Origin of the sequence: Pseudomonas sp. BN414 (assembly GCF_029871275.1) — a bacterium.
Lineage (GTDB): Bacteria > Pseudomonadota > Gammaproteobacteria > Pseudomonadales > Pseudomonadaceae > Metapseudomonas > Metapseudomonas resinovorans_C.
In genome coordinates this window covers 145,964-166,321 of sequence record NZ_SSOL01000076.1, presented here as the reverse complement: position 1 = coordinate 166,321, position 20,358 = coordinate 145,964, and the positions used below count along the sequence as shown (strand labels likewise).

General features: G+C 64.4%; 20 protein-coding genes. 6 read left to right on the top strand and 14 right to left on the bottom strand.

The window, feature by feature from the left end; all coding sequences use genetic code 11:
* Positions 1–43: 43 nt before the first annotated feature.
* The gene (locus E8E95_RS24655; protein ID WP_280354597.1) at positions 44–1,009 is read right to left on the bottom strand and encodes an SDR family oxidoreductase; all 966 of its coding nucleotides are present in this window, start codon (positions 1,007–1,009) and stop codon (positions 44–46) included.
* The gene (locus tag E8E95_RS24650; protein ID WP_280354596.1) at positions 997–1,911 is read right to left on the bottom strand and encodes a bile acid:sodium symporter family protein; all 915 of its coding nucleotides are present in this window, start codon (positions 1,909–1,911) and stop codon (positions 997–999) included. The genes E8E95_RS24655 and E8E95_RS24650 overlap by 13 nt, the downstream gene beginning before the upstream one ends.
* A 189-nt stretch (positions 1,912–2,100) precedes the next feature.
* On the opposite strand from E8E95_RS24650, the gene E8E95_RS24645 reads away from it, so the two are divergent.
* Positions 2,101–2,604, top strand: a complete 504-nt coding sequence (locus E8E95_RS24645; RefSeq protein WP_280354594.1) for a GNAT family N-acetyltransferase — start codon at positions 2,101–2,103, stop codon at positions 2,602–2,604.
* A gap of 91 nt (positions 2,605–2,695) precedes the next feature.
* A complete protein-coding gene (locus E8E95_RS24640; RefSeq protein WP_280354592.1) occupies positions 2,696–3,739 on the top strand; it encodes a DUF5924 family protein in 1,044 nt (347 codons plus the stop codon).
* Between the two features lie 92 nt (positions 3,740–3,831).
* Here E8E95_RS24640 and E8E95_RS24635 read toward each other — a convergent pair whose 3' ends face one another.
* Positions 3,832–5,058, bottom strand: coding sequence for a spore maturation protein (locus E8E95_RS24635; protein ID WP_179061545.1), 1,227 nt, complete (start codon positions 5,056–5,058; stop codon positions 3,832–3,834).
* A gap of 297 nt (positions 5,059–5,355) precedes the next feature.
* A complete protein-coding gene (gene gltP / locus E8E95_RS24630) occupies positions 5,356–6,678 on the bottom strand; it encodes a glutamate/aspartate:proton symporter GltP (protein WP_280354591.1) in 1,323 nt (440 codons plus the stop codon).
* A 306-nt stretch (positions 6,679–6,984) separates the two neighbouring features.
* On the opposite strand from gltP, the gene wrbA reads away from it, so the two are divergent.
* Complete coding sequence (gene wrbA / locus E8E95_RS24625) at positions 6,985–7,581, top strand: NAD(P)H:quinone oxidoreductase (RefSeq protein WP_280354589.1); 597 nt, start codon at positions 6,985–6,987, stop codon at positions 7,579–7,581.
* Between the two features lie 324 nt (positions 7,582–7,905).
* On the opposite strand, the gene E8E95_RS24620 is transcribed toward wrbA, so the two are convergent.
* The 3 genes from E8E95_RS24620 to E8E95_RS24610 all read right to left on the bottom strand — a co-directional run bounded on the left by E8E95_RS24620 (position 7,906) and on the right by E8E95_RS24610 (position 8,960).
* A complete protein-coding gene (locus tag E8E95_RS24620; protein WP_280354588.1) occupies positions 7,906–8,370 on the bottom strand; it encodes an inhibitor of vertebrate lysozyme family protein in 465 nt (154 codons plus the stop codon).
* A 9-nt stretch (positions 8,371–8,379) separates the two neighbouring features.
* Entirely contained in the window at positions 8,380–8,541 is a 162-nt protein-coding gene (locus E8E95_RS24615; RefSeq protein ID WP_077527587.1) for a DUF1328 domain-containing protein, read from the bottom strand.
* A 179-nt stretch (positions 8,542–8,720) separates the two neighbouring features.
* Positions 8,721–8,960 carry a hypothetical protein gene (locus tag E8E95_RS24610; protein ID WP_280354586.1) on the bottom strand — a complete coding sequence of 80 codons (240 nt, stop codon included), beginning with the start codon at positions 8,958–8,960 and terminating at the stop codon, positions 8,721–8,723.
* Between the two features lie 447 nt (positions 8,961–9,407).
* Here E8E95_RS24610 and algB point away from each other — a divergent pair, with 447 nt between their 5' ends.
* Together algB and E8E95_RS24600 are read left to right on the top strand one after the other, a co-directional pair.
* Entirely contained in the window at positions 9,408–10,754 is a 1,347-nt protein-coding gene (gene algB / locus E8E95_RS24605) for a sigma-54-dependent response regulator transcription factor AlgB (RefSeq protein WP_179061540.1), read from the top strand.
* A 13-nt stretch (positions 10,755–10,767) separates the two neighbouring features.
* Positions 10,768–12,543, top strand: a complete 1,776-nt coding sequence (locus E8E95_RS24600) for a KinB sensor domain-containing domain (RefSeq protein WP_280354584.1) — start codon at positions 10,768–10,770, stop codon at positions 12,541–12,543.
* Between the two features lie 169 nt (positions 12,544–12,712).
* Here the strand turns inward: E8E95_RS24600 and E8E95_RS24595 are convergent, their stop codons facing one another.
* Together E8E95_RS24595 and E8E95_RS24590 are read right to left on the bottom strand one after the other, a co-directional pair.
* Entirely contained in the window at positions 12,713–13,492 is a 780-nt protein-coding gene (locus E8E95_RS24595) for an N-acetylmuramoyl-L-alanine amidase (protein ID WP_280354583.1), read from the bottom strand.
* A complete protein-coding gene (locus tag E8E95_RS24590) occupies positions 13,489–14,082 on the bottom strand; it encodes a MarC family protein (RefSeq protein WP_077527582.1) in 594 nt (197 codons plus the stop codon). Before E8E95_RS24590 ends, E8E95_RS24595 begins: the two co-directional genes overlap by 4 nt.
* Positions 14,083–14,342: 260 nt before the next feature.
* Between E8E95_RS24590 and E8E95_RS24585 the strand changes: the two genes are divergently transcribed.
* A complete protein-coding gene (locus E8E95_RS24585; protein WP_280354581.1) occupies positions 14,343–15,761 on the top strand; it encodes a DASH family cryptochrome in 1,419 nt (472 codons plus the stop codon).
* 5 nt (positions 15,762–15,766) lie between these two features.
* Here the strand turns inward: E8E95_RS24585 and E8E95_RS24580 are convergent, their stop codons facing one another.
* From E8E95_RS24580 to E8E95_RS24560, 5 genes are all read right to left on the bottom strand, one after another.
* A complete protein-coding gene (locus E8E95_RS24580) occupies positions 15,767–17,698 on the bottom strand; it encodes a diguanylate cyclase (RefSeq protein ID WP_280354579.1) in 1,932 nt (643 codons plus the stop codon).
* Positions 17,699–17,712: 14 nt separating this feature from the next.
* Positions 17,713–18,573, bottom strand: coding sequence for an endonuclease/exonuclease/phosphatase family protein (locus E8E95_RS24575; RefSeq protein ID WP_280354577.1), 861 nt, complete (start codon positions 18,571–18,573; stop codon positions 17,713–17,715).
* Positions 18,574–18,589: 16 nt separating this feature from the next.
* A complete protein-coding gene (locus E8E95_RS24570; protein WP_280354576.1) occupies positions 18,590–19,222 on the bottom strand; it encodes a thiol:disulfide interchange protein DsbA/DsbL in 633 nt (210 codons plus the stop codon).
* 142 nt (positions 19,223–19,364) lie between these two features.
* Positions 19,365–19,970 carry a c-type cytochrome gene (locus E8E95_RS24565; protein WP_069081423.1) on the bottom strand — a complete coding sequence of 202 codons (606 nt, stop codon included), beginning with the start codon at positions 19,968–19,970 and terminating at the stop codon, positions 19,365–19,367.
* A gap of 52 nt (positions 19,971–20,022) precedes the next feature.
* On the bottom strand, positions 20,023–20,313 hold the full coding sequence (locus E8E95_RS24560; RefSeq protein WP_077527577.1) for a c-type cytochrome: 291 nt from the start codon (positions 20,311–20,313) through the stop codon (positions 20,023–20,025).
* Positions 20,314–20,358 lie beyond the last annotated feature (45 nt).

Genomic DNA, 20,358 nt, shown 5'->3' with positions numbered 1-20,358 from the left:
ACGCTGCGCATCCCTTGGCGAATGAATTCGCCCCTACAAGGATTCAGCTCAGCCTCGACGCTATTCCCCGCGCCTTGAGAAATGCCAGGAACGCCTCGCGGCTGGAGTACTTCGGCCGGTAGCCGAACTCTTCCTTGAGCCGACGGTTGTCCAGCACCGGACGGTAGCGGAGGAAGTCCAGCTGCTCCGGGCCGTACTGGGTCAGGCCTAGCGGCTTGAGCAGGGCCAGGGCGGTACGCAGCAATCCCGCAGGGAGGGGCCGGTAGGGTTTGCCAAGGATGTCGGCGATCTCCGCCATGCTCAGCGCGCCATCGCCGGCGAGGTTGTAGATCCCCCCGGCGCCGCGCTCCAGGCCTTCACGGATGATCGCCACCACGTCCTGGTCCCAGATGAACACGAAGCGGCTGTCATGCCCCTTGATGCCCAGCACCGAGCGTTTCTGGAACAGTTCGGTGATCTGGTTGTTCACCTGCTCGCCGAGGATGGTGCCGGGGCGCAGGACCAGCTGGCGCAGCTGCGGATGCTGTTTGCGCGCGTCGGCCAGCAGCAGTTCCACCTCGCGCTTGTGACGGGCATAGGCGAAGAGGTCGTGACCGCGCAGCGGGTGCTGTTCGTCGATCCACTCCGCGTTCTCGGGGTAATAGCCATAGGCAGCGCCGGAACTGGTCACGATCAGTTGGCCCACACCGTGGGCGACCGCCGCATTCAACACGGCGCGGGTCCCGCCGACGTCGATGGCGTGCAGGCGCGCCTCGCTCATCCCGCGGGGCGGCGTCACCACCGATGCCAGGTGCACGATGGAATCGGGTTTCCAGCGCTCGACGCAGGCGTCCACTTCGCGCGGAAGGCTGATATCCAGCGAAACCGGCTCGATGTTGGACTTGAGCCCTTGATGGCTCAGCGGGCGGATGTCCGCAGCCACCAGCGTCCAGTCCGGGTGACGCGTGGCCAGATCGTTCAATACCTGCTGGCCGATGAAGCCGGCCGCACCGGTGATCAGGACGCGCATGGCACTTCCTCCTGGACACGGGGGGCGCGGCGTTGCCAGACGACCACCAGCAACAGGCCGGAAACGATGTGCCAGATCCCCCAGAAGCCGGCCACCAGGGCCATGTCCAACTGGCCGCCGAACTGGGTCAGGATCAGCCCGAGGGCGAGCCCGGAGTTCTGCATGCCGACCTCGATGGTCAGCGCGCGACGGTCAGCTTCGGCCAGTCCGGTCAGGCGCGAGGCGCTCCAGCCCAGCAGCAGGGCGGAGGCGTTGTGGCCGACCACCACCAGCAGCACCAGGCCGGCGTTGGCCACCAACAGTTGCCAGTTACCCGCGGCCGCCGCCACCAGGAACACGCCGAAAGCGAGCAGGGAAAAGCGTTTGAACCAGGGCAGCACGCGGGCACTGAAGGCCGGCGCCAGATTGCCCACCAGCATGCCCGCGAGCAGCGGCAGCACCAGCAGGACGACCAGGCCGCCGACGATGCCGCCGGCATCGACGTCCAGATCGCTCATCTGCCCATGGAGGAAGGCGGCGGTTTCCGGATTGAGGCTGGCGGTCGCGGCGAAATTCAGCGGCAGACTGATGATCGCCAGTAGGCAGGAAAGGCTGGTGATGCTCACCGACAGCGCGGTATTGCCGCGCGCCAGATGGGTGATGACGTTGGACAGGTTGCCCCCCGGGCACGCGGCCACCAGCAGCATGCCCAGCTCCAGGCCGGGGCGCAGGTCGAGGAAGAGGGTGACCACGAGGGTCATCCAGGGCAATAGCAGGCACTGGCAGAGCAGCCCCACCAAGGCCGGCAGCGGCCGTTTCAGGACCAGGAGGAAATGGGCCAGGCGCAGCTCCAGGGCCACGCCGAACATCAGCGCGGCGAGCACCAGCCCGAGAATCAGTTGCTGACTGCTGTCGTAGTTCATCGATGGGTTCTCTTGTTGTTCTTCTGCGGCCATTGGCAGGCGCAAGGCCAGAGCAGCTTAGCCGCCCGACCTGACGGCAACAGTGGCCGACATCGCCAGGGCGAGTGGCCAATCGCGACAGTCGCTGGCGGTTGTCAGCCTGCGCCCCATGGGCCAGAGTTCCGGCATTTACCCAGGATCGGGATGCCCATGTCGATCAGGAAACTGCGCATCAGCGATATCGAGGCCTTGCACCGGCTGCTCGCCGAGGTCAGCGCCGAAGGCGAGTACCTGCTGCTCGCCGAGGCGCCGCCCCTCGAGCAGATGCGCGCGCTGCTCCTGCGCTCGCTGCCGCTGGACCTGCCGCAGTTCGTCGTCGACGCCGAAGGCGACCTGCTCGGTTCCATCGAAATCTTCCCGGCCAGCCTGTGCTACATGGAAGACGGCTCGGGGGAAGACTTCGGCGTGCTCGGCATGCAGGTGAGGAAGGCCCATCGCGGCCGGGGCCTGGGTGGGCAGTTGATGGAGGCGGCCCTCGCGCATTGCCGCCGGCAACACATGTGCCGCGTGGAGCTGGCAGTGCTGAAATCCAATGAAGCGGCGATTCGCCTCTACCAGCGCTTCGCCTTCCATTGGGTCGAAGATCTGCCTCCCGTCACCTTGCCCAACGGACGCCCCGACCAGCCCCAGAAGATGCGCTTGCTGCTGGACTGAGCGGCAGGCCGTCAGCGCAGGTCCAACGCGCCTTCTCAGGGCTTCCGGCGGGAAGTATCCTGCGCGCCTCCCCCACGTCCTGTTGCGACCGATGCTGCTGTCCACCTTCAAACCCCACGTGCTGAAGCTCATCGAGCTGCTACAACGCCATCCCCGCCTGATCGCGCTGTACGGCTTCTGCTCCGGCATGGCGAGCTTCTTCCTCGTGGAGCGGGGCGCGCGAGTGGCCAAGGTGATCGCCATCCTGCTGCTGGTGAGCTGGCTCTGGCTGATGCTGGAGAACATTTTCCGGCGCGGCATCGAGCGAGTCTTCGGCGTCGAACTGCCACCACCGCTGATGCGTTTCCTGACCCAGCTGATCCACCAGGAAAGCCTGTTCTTCGTGCTACCGTTCTTCGCCATCACCACCAGCTGGAACAGCGGCCAGGCCCTGTTCACCGGGCTGCTGGGCGTGGCGGCGATCTGCTCGATCACCGACCCGATCTACAACCGCCATCTGGCGCCGCGCCGCTGGCTGTTCCTCGCCTATCACACGCTGACCTTGTTCGCCGTGCTGCTCGCGGCGTTGCCGCTGATCCTCCAACTGACCACCGCACAGAGCTACCGTTGGGCACTGGGCACCGCCGTCGCGCTGTCCTTCGTCAGTCTGTTCGGGGTAATCCGCGGGCAGCGCTGGTGGCGCGTCGTGGGGCTGCTGGGATTGACCTTGGCCCTCGGCGGGCTGGGCTGGGTCACGCGCATCTGGGTACCCCCCGCGACCCTCTGGCTGACCGAAGTGGCGGTGACGCCGAACCTGGATAACCACCAGCGCACGCCGGGCGATGGTGTGGAAGAAGTCAGCGCCGCCGAGCTGCGCAGCAAGGGGCTTTACGCCTACACCGCGATCAACGCCCCGCGCGGGCTGAACGAACGCATCTACCACGTGTGGCGCTTCAACGGCCGCGAGGTGGACCGCATCGCCCTGGACATCCACGGCGGCCGCGAAGCCGGCTACCGCGCCTGGACCCACAAGCAGAACTTCCCCGGCAACCCGGCGGGCCGCTGGCAGGTGCAGGTTCTCACCGAAGCGGGGCAGATGATCGGGGCCCTGCGCTTCAAGGTCACGCCGTCCGAGCTGCCGCCCAAGCCCCACTGAGCGCTGTAGGAGCCCTGTAGGAGCGAGCTTGCTCGCGAACCGTCCGAGCGCGATCCTTCCCGAGCAAGCTCGCTCCTACACAAAGCGGTAATTCAGCCGAAGAACCAGTAGCAGACGCCAATGGACGCGATCACGCCGGCCAGGTCCGCCAGCAGGGCGCAGCCCACGGCGTGGCGCGCACGCTGGATGCCCACCGAGCCGAAATACACGGCCAGCACATAGAAGGTGGTTTCGGTGCTGCCCTGCATCGTGGCGGCCACCAACGCGGGAAAGCTGTCGACGCCCTGGGTCTGGATCGTCTCGATGAGCATGGCGCGAGCGGCACTACCGGAGAACGGCTTCACCAGTCCCGTCGGCAGTGCCTCGACGAATCGGCTGTCCAGACCCAGGCCTTCGACCACCCAGCGGATCCCGTCGAGCAGTTGATCCAGCGCGCCCGAGGCCCGCAGAGCACCCACGGCGCAGAGCATGGCGACCAGGTAGGGCAGGAGGTTCTTCGCCACGTCGAAGCCTTCCTTCGCACCTTCCACGAAGGCTTCGTAGATCGGCACCTTCTTCAGCGCGCCCATGACCAGGAAGCTGAGGATCAGCGCGAACAGGGTGAGGTTGCCGAGCAGGGAGGACAGCGCCGTCAGCGCCGTCGCCGAAAGACCGGCCAGCACCGCCATGAAGCCGCCGAGCAGCAGCGCGGCGCCGCCGAACCACGCGAGCAGCACCGGGTCGGTCAGCTTGATCCGCTGCATGAAGGCCACCGACAGCAGCGCCGTCATGGTGGAAATTGCGTTGGCCAGGAGGATTGGCAGGAACACCAGCGCGGGGTCGCTGGCACCGGCCTGGGCGCGGTACATGAAGATGGTCACTGGCAGCAGCACGAAGGAGGAGGCGTTCATCACCATGAACAGCACCTGGGCGTTGCTCGCCGAGGTGCTGCTGGGATTCAGCTCCTGCAATGCCTTCATAGCCTTGAGGCCGATGGGCGTGGCCGCGTTGTCCAGGCCAAGGCCGTTGGCGGTGAAGCTCAGGGTGACCAGGCCGAGCGCCGGGTGGCCACGTGGCACCTCCGGCATCAGGCGTGCGAACAGCGGGCCGAGCAGGCGCGCGAGGATATCCACCAGGCCAGCCCGCTCGGCGATGCGCAGGAAACCCAGCCACAACGTCAGCGTGCCGAACAGCAGGATCATCACATCGACCGAGAGCTTGGCCATGGCGAACAGGCTTTCCACCATCGCCGCCCAGACACCCGGATCGCCACCGATCCAGCGTCCCAGTGCGGCCACCGCCGCCACCAGGAAGAAGCTCAGCCACAGGCCGTTGAGCATTTGCAGTCCCCTAGAAAACAGTGAGGCGGATTCTAGCGGGGCTGTCGCTACAGGGGCGAATTCAATCTGCCTTCAAGTCCGTGCAACACCAATGCTCCCTCACCCCCGGCCCCTCTCCCAGAGGGAGAGGGGTGACTCGCGATTGGCAAATTCGTGTCAGCCTGCACGATTAGCCCCCTCTCCCTTTGGGAGAGGGCTGGGGTGAGGGCAGTCGAGCCCCGCTGGAACTTGCGCCTGGGCACCCACAAAAAAAAGCCCCGACCAAGTCGGGGCTTTCCTTTCGATCACATCAGCGGATCAGTCGATGACCGCACGGCCCTTGGGCAAGGCTTCGGCGCTCGGCAGCGAAGCCAGATAGCGCTGGCCCTTCTCCGCGTCGTACATGCCTTCCCACTTGGCGATGACCAGCACAGCCAGGGCATTGCCGATCACGTTCAGGGCAGTACGGGCCATGTCCATAATGCGGTCGACGCCGGCGATGAAGGCCAGGCCTTCCAGGGGGATGCCGACGCTGCCCAGGGTGGCCAGCAGCACGACGAAGGAAACGCCCGGCACGCCGGCGATGCCCTTGGAGGTGACCATCAGGGTCAGCACCAGCAGGAGCTGCTGGCTGATGCTCAGGTCGATGCCGTAGAGCTGGGCGATGAAGATGGCCGCGATGCTCTGGTACAGGGTCGAACCATCGAGGTTGAAGGAGTAGCCGGTGGGGACCACGAAGCTGCTGATCGCACGCGGTGCGCCGTAGGCTTCCATCTTCTCGATGATGCGCGGCAGTACGGTTTCGGAGCTGGCGGTGGAGTAGGCGAGGATCAGCTCGTCCTTGAAGATGCGCATCAGCTTGATGATGGAGAAGCCGAACAGGCGCGCCACCAGGCCGAGGACCATGAAGGCGAAGAAGGCGATGGCGAAGTACACCAGCACCACCAGCTTGGCCAGCGGCAGCAGGGAGGCGAAGCCGAAGTTGGCCACGGTCACGGCGATCAGGGCGAACACGCCGATGGGGGCGTAGGCCATGATCATGTGGGTGACCTTGAACATGGTCTCGGAAACGCCCTGGAACACCTTCACCACCGGCTCGCGGGTCTCGCTCGGCAGGCTCGACAGGCCAAGGCCGAACATCACCGAGAAGAAGATGATCGGCAGCATCTCGCCCCGGGCCACGGCGGCGAAGATGTTGGAGGGGATCAGGTTCAGCAGGGTCGAGATCAGCGCGTGGTCGTGCTGCACTTCCTGGGCGGTCTGCTGGTACTTGGAGATGTCCACCGTGCCCAGGGTGCTCATGTCGATGCCGGCGCCGGGCTGGAAGAAGTTGGCCAGCAACAGGCCGACGACGATCGCCACCGTGGTGATGATCTCGAAGTAGAGGATGGTCTTCAGACCAATACGCCCCAGCTTCTTCGCGTCGCCCACGCCGGCGATGCCGACGACCAGCGAAGCGATGACGATCGGAATGACGATCATCTTGATCAGGCGGATGAAGATGTCACCGGCCGGTTGCAGGACGTTGGCAATCCACCAGGCCTTCTCGGCACTGAAGTGGTTGAGCAGGGCGCCAATGGCGATACCCAGCACCAGCCCGATGAGAATCTGCCACGCGAGGCTCAGTCTGGCCTTGGTCATAGTCGTCACCCTCTGATTTCTTTTGGAAGTCGGGAGTACGGCACCGTCCGGGATGGCCGAGCGGACCGCAAAAAGGGGCGACATGATTCATAGGGAGCTATCGATCGTCTAATGCCGTAACCGCCTACCCCATGCCGAATCGGCATAGCCAAAACGAGATGGAACCATGGTTCCAGCGCGATCCAACTGACATTTCCGGCATGGGAATTTCCCGCGAAGGGCGGCGGCAAAGTGCGTGCGTGCCATCTAGGCTCACTGGGTCCGGCCCGATCGGGCTGCCCGTCTGTGGATAAATGGAGAGCGGCAATGAAGAAGGTCCTGGTGCTGTATTACTCGATGTACGGTCATATCGAACGCATGGCGGAATCCGTCGCCGAAGGTGCCCGTAGCGTGTCCGGGGTGGAAGTGACCCTCAAGCGCGTGCCGGAAACCATGCCCGAGGATGTAGCCCGCAAAGCCGGCGCCAAGCTGGACCAGGCCGCACCCGTGGCGAGCCCGCAGGAACTGGCGGACTACGATGCGATCCTGTTCGGTACGCCGACGCGCTTTGGCAACATGAGCGCGCAGATGCGCAGCTTTCTCGACCAGACTGGCGGTCTCTGGGTGAAGGGCGCACTGATCGGCAAGATCGGCAGTGTGTTCACCTCCACCGGTACCGGCGGCGGCTCGGAAACCACCATCACCTCGTTCTGGCACACGCTGGCGCATCACGGAATGCTGCTCGCCGGGCTGCCTTACTCCGCACCCGAGCTGAGCGATATCAGTGAGCTGCGAGGCGGCTCGCCCTATGGCGCGGCCACGGTGGCCGGCAGCGACGGCTCGCGCCAGCCCAGCGCCAAGGAGTTGTCCCTGGCGAAATTCCAGGGCGCCCATGTGGCGACATTGGTGAGCAAGATTAAATGAGGGGGATTCTTGTGGGGGCGAATTCATTCGCGAAGGGCAACAGGGTTGCCCCCTGGGAACTTATCGAGCAGTCCTTCGGACTGCATAGCGATTGAAATCGCCCCCACAAAAAGCAGGAAGGCGCGTTCATTCCCGACGAAGAATTCTCTCCGCTGCCCACCGGGAGCTGGAGTAACGCCAGCTCCCGGCAGCAGCTCGCCCGACCCGGCCCGCTGGGTTGCGGAGGCACCCCTTCTGCCCCTGGGTCACGCCGCTCCAGAAGACGCGGAACAACCCGGCCCCTTGGTCAATCGGCCCGTCGCCAGGCCTTGATCCTTCGAGTCCTCAGTACCAGTTCGGATCCGCTTTCAATTGCTCGTCGAGAATGCGTCGGACTTCTTCGTCCGGCTCGCCGAGCCAGCGGTAACTGGCATGTCGACTGGGCGACTTGTCGGATGGCAAGCCGTCCGGCAACTGCACATAGAGTGCCCAGGCGTCTTCCTTGTTCCAGCTGAAGGCAACATAGAGTCGCTGGTTGAAGCAATTGTTGGCTTCACACAGCTCACCCACTAGAAACTTGTCGCCCTCGTCTTCCACCGCCTTCATTGGCGATGCAGTACCTGAAAGGTTCATTACCCATTCGGGCAGCCGGCTTTCGTCTCGCACCAACTCCTGCCAGGCGTCCTGATACTCAGGGTCACTGCCGAGCAGTTCGTTGAGTCGGTGCTGCGCATCCGTGTCGGCGGCCAGCGCTTGAGCGCTGGCCAGCCCCACGAACAAGGCGGCAACCGCCTTGATCGAGTTGTCCATGAAACCTCCTCAAGGGGCTCGCCGGCCCATGATGAAGGACACCACGAACAGCACCAGGAAGACGACGAACAGTATCTTCGCGATGCCCGCGGCGGTCCCGGCAATACCGCCGAAACCAAGCACGGCGGCGACGATTGCGATGACCAGGAAAGTAAGTGCCCAACTCAGCATGGTCTTTCTCCTTTGTGGCTTCGGTGTTGTCTGCGCAATTGCGCAAGGACCACCGGCACGACGCAGGACGCAGCGTCGGTGGGTGTTGCACACCGTTGGCGAACGCTGCGCAACATGGCGATGCAACACAGCGCGGTAGTCAGGGCGAGGACAAGGCTCCACATGGCGATGCCTCCAGATCAGAAGACCCAGCGCGGCTGAGCGCGGGATTCGGTCCACATTGGCTGACTCACTTCATGCAGCGGCCCGTCGGCGCGAATCGGAGCCGCGCGGCTGCTTTGTTCCGCAGCGGGAACCTGTATGGGCGCAGGCTGGACGCCTTCGCGCAGGTGATGCTCGACGAACATGCCTAGCACCACGGCCAATCCGATCAGAAGAACCGTCAACCATCTGGACGACAACCACTGGAAACCTTTCATCCTCGAATCCTCCCTCGGGTGGATTTGTGGCCTCGTGACTCGGATGCATGGCTCGCGCCATCCGCGGCCCTTCGAAAACCTTCACCCATTCAATGGGTTATTTCAGCGTCCCGAGGACTCTTGCAGGCACTTTGCACGGTCCGGCTCTGCTCCTCGGGCAAATTGCATGCTGATAAAAGGCCCGGAACCTCCCTGTTCCAGGCAGAGTCCTCCTGAAGGGTGCACGGGTCACAAGAGGTAAAAAGGCCAATGCATCTTCAGGTATCGGGACTATCGCAAGGGCTGTGCCAGCCTCATCCAGGAAGAGATTCTCTTGCTAATCAACCTGTTAGCGTTTCAACCCGGGCGTCCTACACTTGCATGCTGCAATGCCTGTAGGAAAAACACGTGCAACTTGCACGACAATTCTTGGACTAACTTTCTATGACTCGGAAATGGAGCGAGAGCATGGAACAGGTAACCGAGAACCAAGGACGAATCCTGCTGGTGGATGACGAAGCCGCCATCCTCCGAACCTTTCGTTACTGCCTGGAAGACGAAGGCTATAGCGTCGCCACGGCCACGAATGCAGCGCAGGCGGAGGCGATCCTGCAGCGTCAGGTCTTCGACTTGTGTTTCCTCGACCTGCGCCTGGGCGAGGACAACGGTCTGGACGTCCTGGCCCTCATGCGGGTGCAGGCGCCGTGGATGCGCGTGGTGATCGTCACCGCACATTCGGCGGTCGATACGGCGGTGGATGCGATGCAATCCGGCGCGGCCGACTACCTGGTCAAACCCTGCAGTCCGGACCAGTTGCGCATGGCCGCAGCGAAGCAGCTGGAGCTACGACAGCTGACTGCGCGCCTGGAGGCCCTGGAAGGTGAAGTACGCCGTGCGGGCGACGGATTGTTTTCCCAGAGCCCGGCGATGATGGCCGTGCTGGAAACGGCGCGACAAGTCGCGGCCACCGACGCCAACATTCTCATCCTTGGCGAATCGGGCACGGGCAAGGGCGAACTGGCCCGCGCCATCCATGGCTGGAGCAAGCGCGCGAAGAAGGCCGTCGTCACCATCAATTGCCCTTCCCTTTCCGCCGACCTGATGGAGAGCGAGTTGTTCGGACACAATCGGGGCGCCTTCACCGGTGCCAACGAAAGTACCTTGGGCCGGGTGAGCCAGGCCGATGGCGGGACGCTGTTCCTCGACGAGATCGGTGATTTCCCCCTGAGCCTCCAGCCCAAGCTGCTGCGTTTCATCCAGGACAAGGAGTACGAACGGGTGGGCGACCCGGTGACTCGCCGGGCCGATGTGCGCATCCTCGCGGCCACCAACCTCGATCTGGACGAGATGGTTCGCGAAGGCCGCTTCCGCGAGGACCTGCTCTATCGCATCAACGTGATCGCCCTGAGCCTGCCGCCCCTGCGCGAGCGCCACGAGGACATCCTCGACCTCGCCGAGCGCTTCCTTGCACGCTTCGTCAGCGACTATGTGCGCCCGGCGCGGGCCTTCAGCGATGAAGCGACGGCGGCGCTGCTCAGTTATCGCTGGCCGGGCAACGTGCGCGAACTGCGCAATGTGATCGAGCGCGCCAGCATCATCTGCAACCAGGAGCGGGTCGAGGTCAATCACCTCGGGCTGGGCGACACACCCACCGCCAACTCGCCCCGGGTAGGGGGGCCGCTGAGTCTGGAAGACCTGGAGCGCGCCCATATCGCCGGCGTTCTGGCCAGCAGCGAGACGCTCGACCAGGCCGCCCGCACACTCGGTATCGATGCCTCGACCCTGTATCGCAAACGCAAGCTTTACGGCCTCTGAAGGGGCCGCCGCCATGCGATTGCGCACACGGCTGTTCCTGAGCATTTCAGCGCTGATCACCGTTGCCCTGGTGGGACTGCTGCTGGGCCTGGTGAGCGTGATGCAGATGGCCGGGTCCCAGGAGCGACTGATCAACCAGTCCTTCGCCACCATCGATATCAGCCTGCGGATGCGCCAGCATCTGGGCGACCAGATGGTCAACCTGATGGGCAAGGATCTGGACCTGCCCGCCTTGCAGACCTCGCAGCAGAAATTCCTCGCCGCGCTGGAAGAGGGCCTGAACTCGACGACGGATGAACAGACCCGCGAGCATTTCCAGCGTATCGCCGAGTCCTACAAGGTCTTCCTGGACGTCGTCCAGCAACCTGCCAGCCTGCGCTGGAGCCTGCTGGACGACAACGATTTCAGTCACTCGCTGGACATCCTGCGCACCAGCATGGTGGAGCTGCAGCGCCATTCGCTGACGATGGTGGGGAAAGCCGAAGGCGCGGCCCGCAGCCGGGCATTGCTGGTCGCAAGCCTGCTCGGAGTGCTGGGCCTGGCGGTGCTTGTGGTGGGTTTCATCACGGCCCAGAGCATGGCCCGCCGTTTCGCCGAACCGATCGACGCGCTGGCCAAGGCAGCCGACCAGGTGGGCAAGGGCGATTTCCGTGTCACCCTGCCCCTGTCGCCAGTTAACGAGGTATCCACCCTGATCCGTCGCTTTGGCGTGATGGCCGACGCGTTGCGCATGTTCAAGGAAACCAATGTCGACAACCTGCTGGCCGAGCAGCAGCGCCTGAACGCGGTCCTCAACAGCATCGACGACGGCTTGCTGATCCTCGATCGCATGGGGCGCATCCAGCACGCCAACCCCGTGGCACAGCGACAGCTTTCGTGGGAGGAGTTCACCCCTGGCCAATCGCTGTCGCGGGCCCTCGGCCGGCCGGAGATGGACGAACTGGCGCAGCGCGTATTGCGTGGCGAAACCCTGGACGAAGCGCCCGAGGACCTGGAAATAAACGCCGACGGCGAGCAACGCCTGCTGAGCTGGCGATTGGTTCCGGTGGCTCTCGACGAAGAACGCCTGCAGGGCGGCGTGATGGTGCTGCGGGATGTGACCGAGGAACGTGCCTTCGAGCGGGTACGCAACGAATTCGTGTTGCGTGCCTCCCATGAGCTGCGCACACCGGTCACCGGCATGCAGATGGCGTTCGGTCTGCTCAACGAGCGCCTGCACTTCGACCCCGATGGCCGCGAGGCGGACTTGCTGAAGACGGTGGACGAGGAGATGCAGCGGCTGGTGCGGCTGATCAACGATCTATTGGACTTTTCCCGCTACCAGAGCGGCGTGCAGGTGCTGGAACGCGTGTCCTGCGACATTCAAGAGCTGCTGGCGGCGCTGCGCCAGCGCTTCGAGCCGCAAGCCAGCGAGCACGGAATCGAGATCGAACTGGACCTGCATGCGCCGCTGCCGCGGATGAATCTCGATCGCCTGCAGATCGAGCGTGTGCTGGACAACCTGGTGGGCAATGCGATCCGCCACAGTCCGAACGGGGGGCATATCCGCCTGCAGGCCCGACGCCATGGCGAACGCGTGCTGGTGAGCGTGGCCGATGATGGCGAGGGCGTGCCCTACAGCCAGCAATCACGAATCTTCGAGCCGTTCGTGCAGGTAGGCCACCGCATGGGCGGGGCCGGCCTCGGGCTGGCGTTGTGCAAGGAGATCGTGCAACTGCATGGCGGGCGCATCGGCCTCTATTCACGCCCTGGCCATGGTGCGCAGTTCTATATGACGTTGCCGGTGTAGGAGCCCGCTCGGAGCCGGCCTGCTTTCATTGTGGGGGCGAATTCATTCGCCAAGGGCGGCGCAGCTGCCCCGTCCGACATTCAGGGGGCAGACCTTCGGCCCGCTTGGCGAATGAATTCGCCCCTACAGAAGAGAAGTCCGTGCAGCAGGTAGATTCGCGGCTCGATACTCAGTGCCGCATCCCATTGAGCACCAGCAGCATGGCGGCGGTCTCGGCGTCGGGCTGCCCATCGAACAGGCGCTGGCGGTATTTCATCTGGAAGGCGGCGATGACATTGCGGGTTTCCTTGTCCAGCACCCCGGTCTGCGGCGTGCTGTAACCCTGGCGAATGAGCTGTTGCTGGAACCAGCCGATCGTGGGCAGGGCCGTGGCGAAGCGCGACTGTTCACGGGCCACCGCACGGGCGTCCGGCCAGGGCAGCAGGCCGGCGTCGGCCAGGCGCTTCCAGGGGAACAGCGGGCCCGGGTCGACCTTGCGCTGGGGCGCGATGTCGCTGTGGCCAATGATGCTGCCCACGGGCAGGTTGTGACGCTGCACGATGTCCTTCAGCAGCAGGATGAGCGCATCGATCTGCTCGTCACCGAAGGGCTGGTAGACGCGCCCGGCCGGCGTATCGCGGTAGCCGTCGTTGACCAGTTCGATGCCGATGGTGCTGGCATTCAACCAGGTACGCCCCTGCCATTCACTCACGCCCGCATGCCAGGCGCGGCGATTCTCATCCACCAGGCGATAGACCTTCGCCGGTCGGTCGCCGACCAGGTAGTGACTGCTGACGCCGTCACGGGTCAGCAGGCGCAGGGAGTTCTCCATGTTGGTGGAGGTGTAGTGCAGCACCACGTACTGCACACGGCTGCTCTGGCTCACGGAGGTGTGGCTGTCATCGATGCTCAGCCCGCCGGCGCAGCCAACGAGCAGGAGCAGGGCGAGGCTCAGGAAAAAGGTTTTCATGGAGTCAGGTGAAGGATGCTTTGTAGGTTGTCGAGCAGCATGTCGACGCTGAGCATGATCAGCAGCATGCCGGTCAGGCGCTCCACGGCCATCAGGCCACGGTCACCGAGGAAGCGCTGCAGGAAGGCAGCCTGCAGCAGGATCAGGGCGGTGCAGGCCCAGGCCAGCAGCACGGCGACATAGAGCTCCCAGAGCGCGCCCTCGTGGGTGTTGCGCAAGGTCATCAATACGGCGAGGGCCGACGGGCCGGCCACTGCCGGAGTCGCCAACGGCACCAGCATCGGCTCGCCGCCGGGCAGGTCGCCGAGCACGCCTTCGGGACGCGGGAAGATCAGGCGCAGTGCAATGATGAACAGGATGATGCCGCCGGCGATGGCGATGGATTCGCGGGAAAGGCCGAGGCCACTGAGGATCTTGTCACCGAAGGTGAGGAACAGCATCAGCAAGCCCAGCGCGAACAACAGCTCGCGCAGCGCCACCCGCAGACGGCGCTCGGGGGCCACACCCTTGAGTGCGGCAATGAAGATGGCGATGTTGCCGAAGGGGTCGGTGACCAGAAAGATCAGGACGGCAATGCCTAGGATTTCCATGGGGGGCTCCCCTCAACCAATGGGCAGAAGTGTAATGGGCGGTTGCGCTGGCGTCTGCGCGCAGTCCCCAGGGCGGGCGGTGAAGCTGTTGCGAAATCTTCCCCGGACACAGGCCCCGGAAGAAAAAGGGCGCGGATTATAGCCGAATGCCACTGCGGTTATCGGACATGGGGCCTACAGGCCGGGATGAACGGCGAGGTGGAATTGGTGGCCGCAGGTAATGTTGTAGATAAGGGAAATCCCCGCCGAGGAAGACCGCCATGCGCCGCGCGCTGCTCTGGTTCAAGCAGGATCTCAGGCTCGATGACCACCCGGCGCTCCAGGCCGCGCTCCAGGCAGACCGTCTGCTGCCGCTGTACGTCTTCGACCCCGCGCTGCTCCGTCCCTCGCCTTTGGGCCCGCGCCGTCTGGGGGTGCATCGCGCGCGCTTCCTCCTGGAAAGCCTGGCAGCCCTGGATTCCGGCTTGCGTCAGCATGGCTCGCGGCTCCTGGTGGTGCAGGGCCATGCGGAACTGGTGATTCCCACCCTGGTGGACCACCTGGGTCTGGACGAAGTGCTCACCCTGGATGAAATGGCGCCCTTCGAACTCGATGAGATGCGCCGCGTCCGTCATGCCCTGGGCGTGCCGTTCACCGCGCTGCCGGGGAACAATCTGCTGCGCGAAGAAGAACTGCCGCGGCCACTGATCGAGCTGCCTTCGGTCTTCAATAAATTCCGCGACCTGATGGATGAGCGCCTCTACGTCTTCCAGCCGCGCCCCATTCCGCACACGTTGCCGCCGTTGCCCAGCGGCGCCTTGAGCCTGATGGAACCGCTGCCGACGCTGTCCCGCCTGGGGTTGGGCGAGCCGCTGGGGACGCCGGCCACCGCATTCCCTTTCGCCGGTGGCGAGCCTGCCGCGCAAGCGCGGCTGCGCGACTATCTCTGGGAATCCCGTGGTGTGCACCAGTATCAGGAAACCCGCAACGGCATGATCGGCAGCGAATACTCATCCAAGCTGTCGCCCTGGCTGGCCAATGGCAGTCTGTCGCCACGCCGGGTTGCCGCCGAGTTGCACCGCCTGGAAGCGCAGCATGGCCGCAGTGAATCGACCCAGCAGTTATGGATGGAACTGCTCTGGCGCGAATTCTTCCACTGGACGCTGCTGCGCTTCGGCAGTGCCCTGTTCCGCTCGGACGGGCTGAAAGCCACCGCCCGGGCGCCGAGCAATCTCGACGAGCGCTACCTGCGCTGGTGCAACGGCCGCACCGGCATGCCGCTGGTGGACGCCAACATGCGCGAGCTGATGATGACCGGCTGGATGTCCAGCCGTGGCCGGCAGGTGGTGGCGGCTTACCTGGTCAACGACCTGGAGCAGGACTGGCGCTACGGTGCGGCCTGGTTCGAAGAGCACCTGCTGGATTACGACCCGGCGAGCAACTGGGGCAACTGGGCCTACCTCGCCGGCGTGGCCAGCGACCCGCGTCGCGCGCGGGCCTTCAATGCACTGCGCCAGGCCCGGCAGTACGACCCGGATGCCGCCTACGTCAGTCTCTGGCTACCCGAACTGCGCGGCCTGCCGATCGAGCAGCGGCACACGCCGTTCATGCTCAGCGAGCCGCAGTTCGCCGGGCTGGATTACCCGCGCCTGGAGCATATTCCGGAAAACTGGAAGCCCTACATCTCGAGCGCCGCCTGAGGGGCTCAACCCGGTTGCGGCAGTCCCAGCGGGCCGGGCTCACTGCTTCCTGCCAATGGCTTCGGCAGGGACAGCTCGATGCGGTTGCGCCCCTGGTGCTTGGCTCGGTAAAGCGCCTCGTCCGCGCGCTGGAAGGCGACGTCGCTCGGCTCACCGGGCAGCAATGATGTCAGGCCGGCCGAGAGGGTGATGGACACCCGTTCGCCCTTGAAGTGGAAGGGACAGGCCTCGATGGCCACGCGCAAGCTTTCCATCAGCTGCTCGCCGCCATCCACAGGGGTAGCAGGCAGCAGCAGGACGAACTCCTCGCCGCCAAAGCGGGCGATGAAGTCGGTCTTGCGCAGGCGCCGATGGAGTTCGCCGGCGATGATCTTCAGCACCTTGTCGCCGGCCAGGTGGCCAAAGCCATCGTTGATGCGTTTGAAGTGGTCGATGTCGATCACCGCCAGCAACAGGTCGCCACCGTAGCGCTGCTGCCGCGCCAGTTCGATTTCCAGGCGTTCGTTCCAGGCCGCGCGGTTGGGCAGCCCGGTGAGCGGGTCCTGCAGGGCCTTCTGGCGCTGTACCTCAAGGTTGTCCTGAAAGGTCTTGGCCTCTTCTTCCATGGCCGCCACCCGCGTCATCAGCGCCTGCAGTCGCTCGCCGACCTCGTGCTCGCGGGTCGAACGCTGCTGCTGGTAGCGGTTCATGGTGTCGAGCAGGCCGTCCAGGCGCTGTTCCAGGCTCTGCTTGAGGTGGGTGAGGTCCGTGGCGTCCTGCACGCTGGCCTGCAAGCCGCTGACCTGCTCGCGCAGTTGGTCGTCGAGGGCTCGGGCGCTGTCCAGTGACTCGGAATAACCTTCGTGTGCCGCGCTCAGGTGCTCAAGGAACAGCGCCAGGCGCTGGTTGAGCTGTTTCAGGTAGCCGGCGAATTCGCGGTGGCCGCTGTCGGTCACCGCCAGCACGAGCACAGCCAAATCATCCAGAACCGGCACCAGTTCATACCAGTTCAGTCCACCTTCCAGCCGTTGGCGCAGGGCCGCCGCCTGTGGCTGGTGATGTTCCGGAAGGTCCAGTTCGTCCAGCAGTGAACGCAGGCTGTCAGCGACATGGGGGGCGATGGCGCTGTAGCCCGGCTCGGGCAGGCTGGGGAGCGCGTACTCGGGGTTACCGTCGCCGGTGAGAATGGACGCGGAGAGCGGCAAGCTGTCCAGACCGCTGCTACGGACGGGGACGAGGGCGGCGACTGCCTGCACGGACTCAACGGGCGCAACGGCCGCCGGGGCAAGCACGGGATCGATGGAGGTCGCCGGTATCCGCGCTTCGACCTCAGGCTCGCTTCCAGCTTCAATGGCCGGAGCCGACACTGGCGCCCGACGCTGTTCCACTTCGGGCGTCGCGGCCTCTGCTTCGGCTACTGGTGCATCCTCGCGATTGCTGCCGAAAAGCCGCTGCAGCAGACCGGGCTTGGCAACCGACGCGTCTTCATTGGATAGCGCTTCCAACGCCTGCCCCTGAAGCATCCCGAGTTCGGCAAGCAGGGCCGGCAGTTCGCGGGACTGGCGCGCGCGCTCATCGATGCGCCTGGAGAACTGTTTGATTCCCTTGCGCACCTCACGCGGCAGATCGAGTGCGAGCAGGCGGCCGGCGATCGCGGTGAGGGCGTTGACGTTCTGTTCAACGCGTTGCTGACGACGCTGCTCGGAGTCCAGTACCGCCTTTTCCAGGCGCGGGATCAGCGCCGAAAGGCCGGCGTCCATCTGATCGCTACGGATAATTTCCCGCAGTTCCTGCATGCACTGGTCAACCGCCTTGTCGGAGCCCTCGGCGGCCAGGGAGCTGCGCACCAGGCCACGACGCAGCAGGTCGAGGCGGGCATCCCAACGCTTCTCGAGCTTCTCCTGCTGTTCGAGGTTTTCCAGGTATTTGGCTTTCCAACGCTGGGCGTCGTCGCTCATGCAGGGGTTCCGCGCTAGTTGTTGCTGAGGGCCAGGGGCAGATCGGCCCGCAGTTCAGCGGGCAGGCGAATGTCCACCGCCACGGGCAGATGGTCGGAGATGGGTTGGCTGAGCACCGCCACGCGCTCGAGGGTCAGGCTGGGGCTGAGCAGGATATGGTCGAGACAGCGTTGCGGCCGCCAGCTGGGGAATGTCGCCTCGACCTGGGGCGCCAGCAGACCGAGGTCGCGCAGGGGCGAGTTCTGCAGCAGGTCGTTGGCGTGGGTGTTCATGTCGCCCATCAGCACCAGATGGCGAAAGCCGCTGACGCGCTCGCGGATGTAGGCCAGCTGGCGAGTACGGGTACGGGCCCCGAGGGACAGGTGCATCATCACCACGGCGAGGGCATTGCTGCCCGAACCGAAGCGCAACAGGATCGCGCCGCGGCCGGGAGGGCCGGGCAGGGGATGGTCTTCCAGCAGACTGGGCTGCAAGCGGCTGAGCAGGCCGTTGCTGTGCTGGGCGATGCGCCCGAGGTTGCGGTTGAGCTGCTGATACCAGTAAGGGAAGGCACCGAGCTGGGCGAGGTGTTCGACCTGATTGATGTAGCCGGAGCGGAGGCTGCCGCCATCGACCTCCTGCAGGGCGACCAGATCGTAGTCGCCCAACAGGTCGCCAATGCGCTGGAGGTTTCCGGCGCGGCCCGTGTGCGGCAGCAGATGCTGCCAGCCACGGGTCAGGTAATGGCGGTAACGCTCGGTGCTGATGCCGACCTGGATGTTGAAACTGAGCAGGCGCAGGCGACCGTCGGCGGGTAACCCGCCCCTGTCGCAGTGAGGGTTGACCCGTGCATCGCAGGGGCCTGCCTCCCGCTCACCCACCCAGCGTCGCAGCATCGGGCGAATGCGCCGCTTACTTCGCGGCGCGCTCCTTCTCGATCAGATGCTCGGCGACCTTGAGGGTCTGCTCCGGGCCGCCCGAGGAGCTGATGTCGAAGCGGTATTTGCCGTTGACCACCAGGGTCGGTACGCCAGTGATCTGGTAGGCCATGGCGAGCTTCTTGGCTTTCTCCATCTGGCCTTTGACCGCGAAGGAGTTATAGGCCTTGAGGAAGGCGTCCTTGTCCACGCCCTGGCCAGCCAGGAACTCAGCCATCTCCTCCGGGGTAGCGAGCTTCTTGCCTTCCTTGTGGATGGCATCGAACACGGCCTTGTGGACCTGTTGCTCGACTTTCATGCTTTCGAGGGTGATGAACAGCTGGCCGTGGACATTCCACAGGCCGCCGAACATGGCGGGGATGCGCACGAAGTTGACATCTTCCGGCAGTTTTTCGGCCCAGGGATTGAGGGTCGGTTCGAACTGGTAGCAGTGCGGGCAGCCGTACCAGAACAGCTCCACCACTTCGATCTTGCCGGGAACCGACACCGGAACCGGGCTGTTCAGTTCGACATACTGCTTGCCAGCCTCGATGTCGTCAGCCTGGACGGCGCTCATGCCCAGCAGGCTTGCGCCAGCAAGAACGGCGGAAAGAATCAGGTTACGCATGCTTCACTCCTTGAGGGGTAATAGGGCCGCGAAGGCCATGTTTCGACCTGCGGCGACACAGCGGGTTCCGGCCATTGTAGCGGCCCGAAGAACGAAAAAGGGTGGCCTAAGCCACCCTCTTTCAGATTCCAGACAACGGGTCTCAGTGCAGACCCTGGATGTAGCTGGATACCGCTTCGATGTCCTTGTTGCTCAGCTTGGCAGCGATGCCACGCATGATCATGCTGTCGCCATCGTTGGTGCGGTTGCCTTCGCGGAAATCGGTCAGCTGCTTGGCCACGTACTGGGCATGCTGGCCGCCCAGGTGCGGGAAGCCGGCAGCGGCGTTGCCGGAGCCGTCGGGAGCGTGGCAGCCGGTGCAGGCAGGCATGCCCTGATCCAGCTTGCCGCCGCGGAAGAGCGCTTCACCACGGGCGACGACTTTAGGATCGGCTGCGCCGACGCTGCCCTTCTGGCTGGAGAAGTAGGCGGCGATGTCAGCCAGGTCCTGATCGCTGAGGTTGTTCAGCAGGCCGGTCATTTCCAGCACGGTACGGTTACCGGCCTTGATGTCCTTCATCTGCTTGAGCAGGTAGCGCTCGCCCTGGCCAGCCAGTTTCGGGAAGTTCGGGGCGGCGCTGTTGCCGTCCGGGCCATGGCAGGCACCACATACTGCGGCCTTGGCCTGACCAGCCTTGGCGTCGCCAGCGGCGTGGGCCATGCCGGTGATGCCCAGGGTCAACAGCAGACTCACGATTACTTTGTTCATCAGCTAATCCAACTACGGCTAAAGGGTAAAGGTGTTATGCGCCGGGCTACTTTTATTGGCTCATCCATTGGATGACGGCCTTGTAGTCCTCGGCACTGCAATCCATGCACAGGCCTTTCGGCGGCATGGCGTTCAAACCATTGGTGACGCTCTGCACCAGAGTGTCCATGCCCTTGGCCAGACGTGGTTCCCAGGCAGCCTTGTCGCCCTTTTTCGGCGCCATCGGCAGCTGACCAGTATGACAGGCGCCACAGGCCCGGTTGAAAACCGCTTCCGGATCCTGTGCCGCTTGCGCGACGAAGGACAGCGCCGCAAGGCTAGCAGCGAGCAGTACTTTCTTCATGATCAACCTCATCGGGGGGCTTCGCCGCGCATTCTGTCGTGCGTC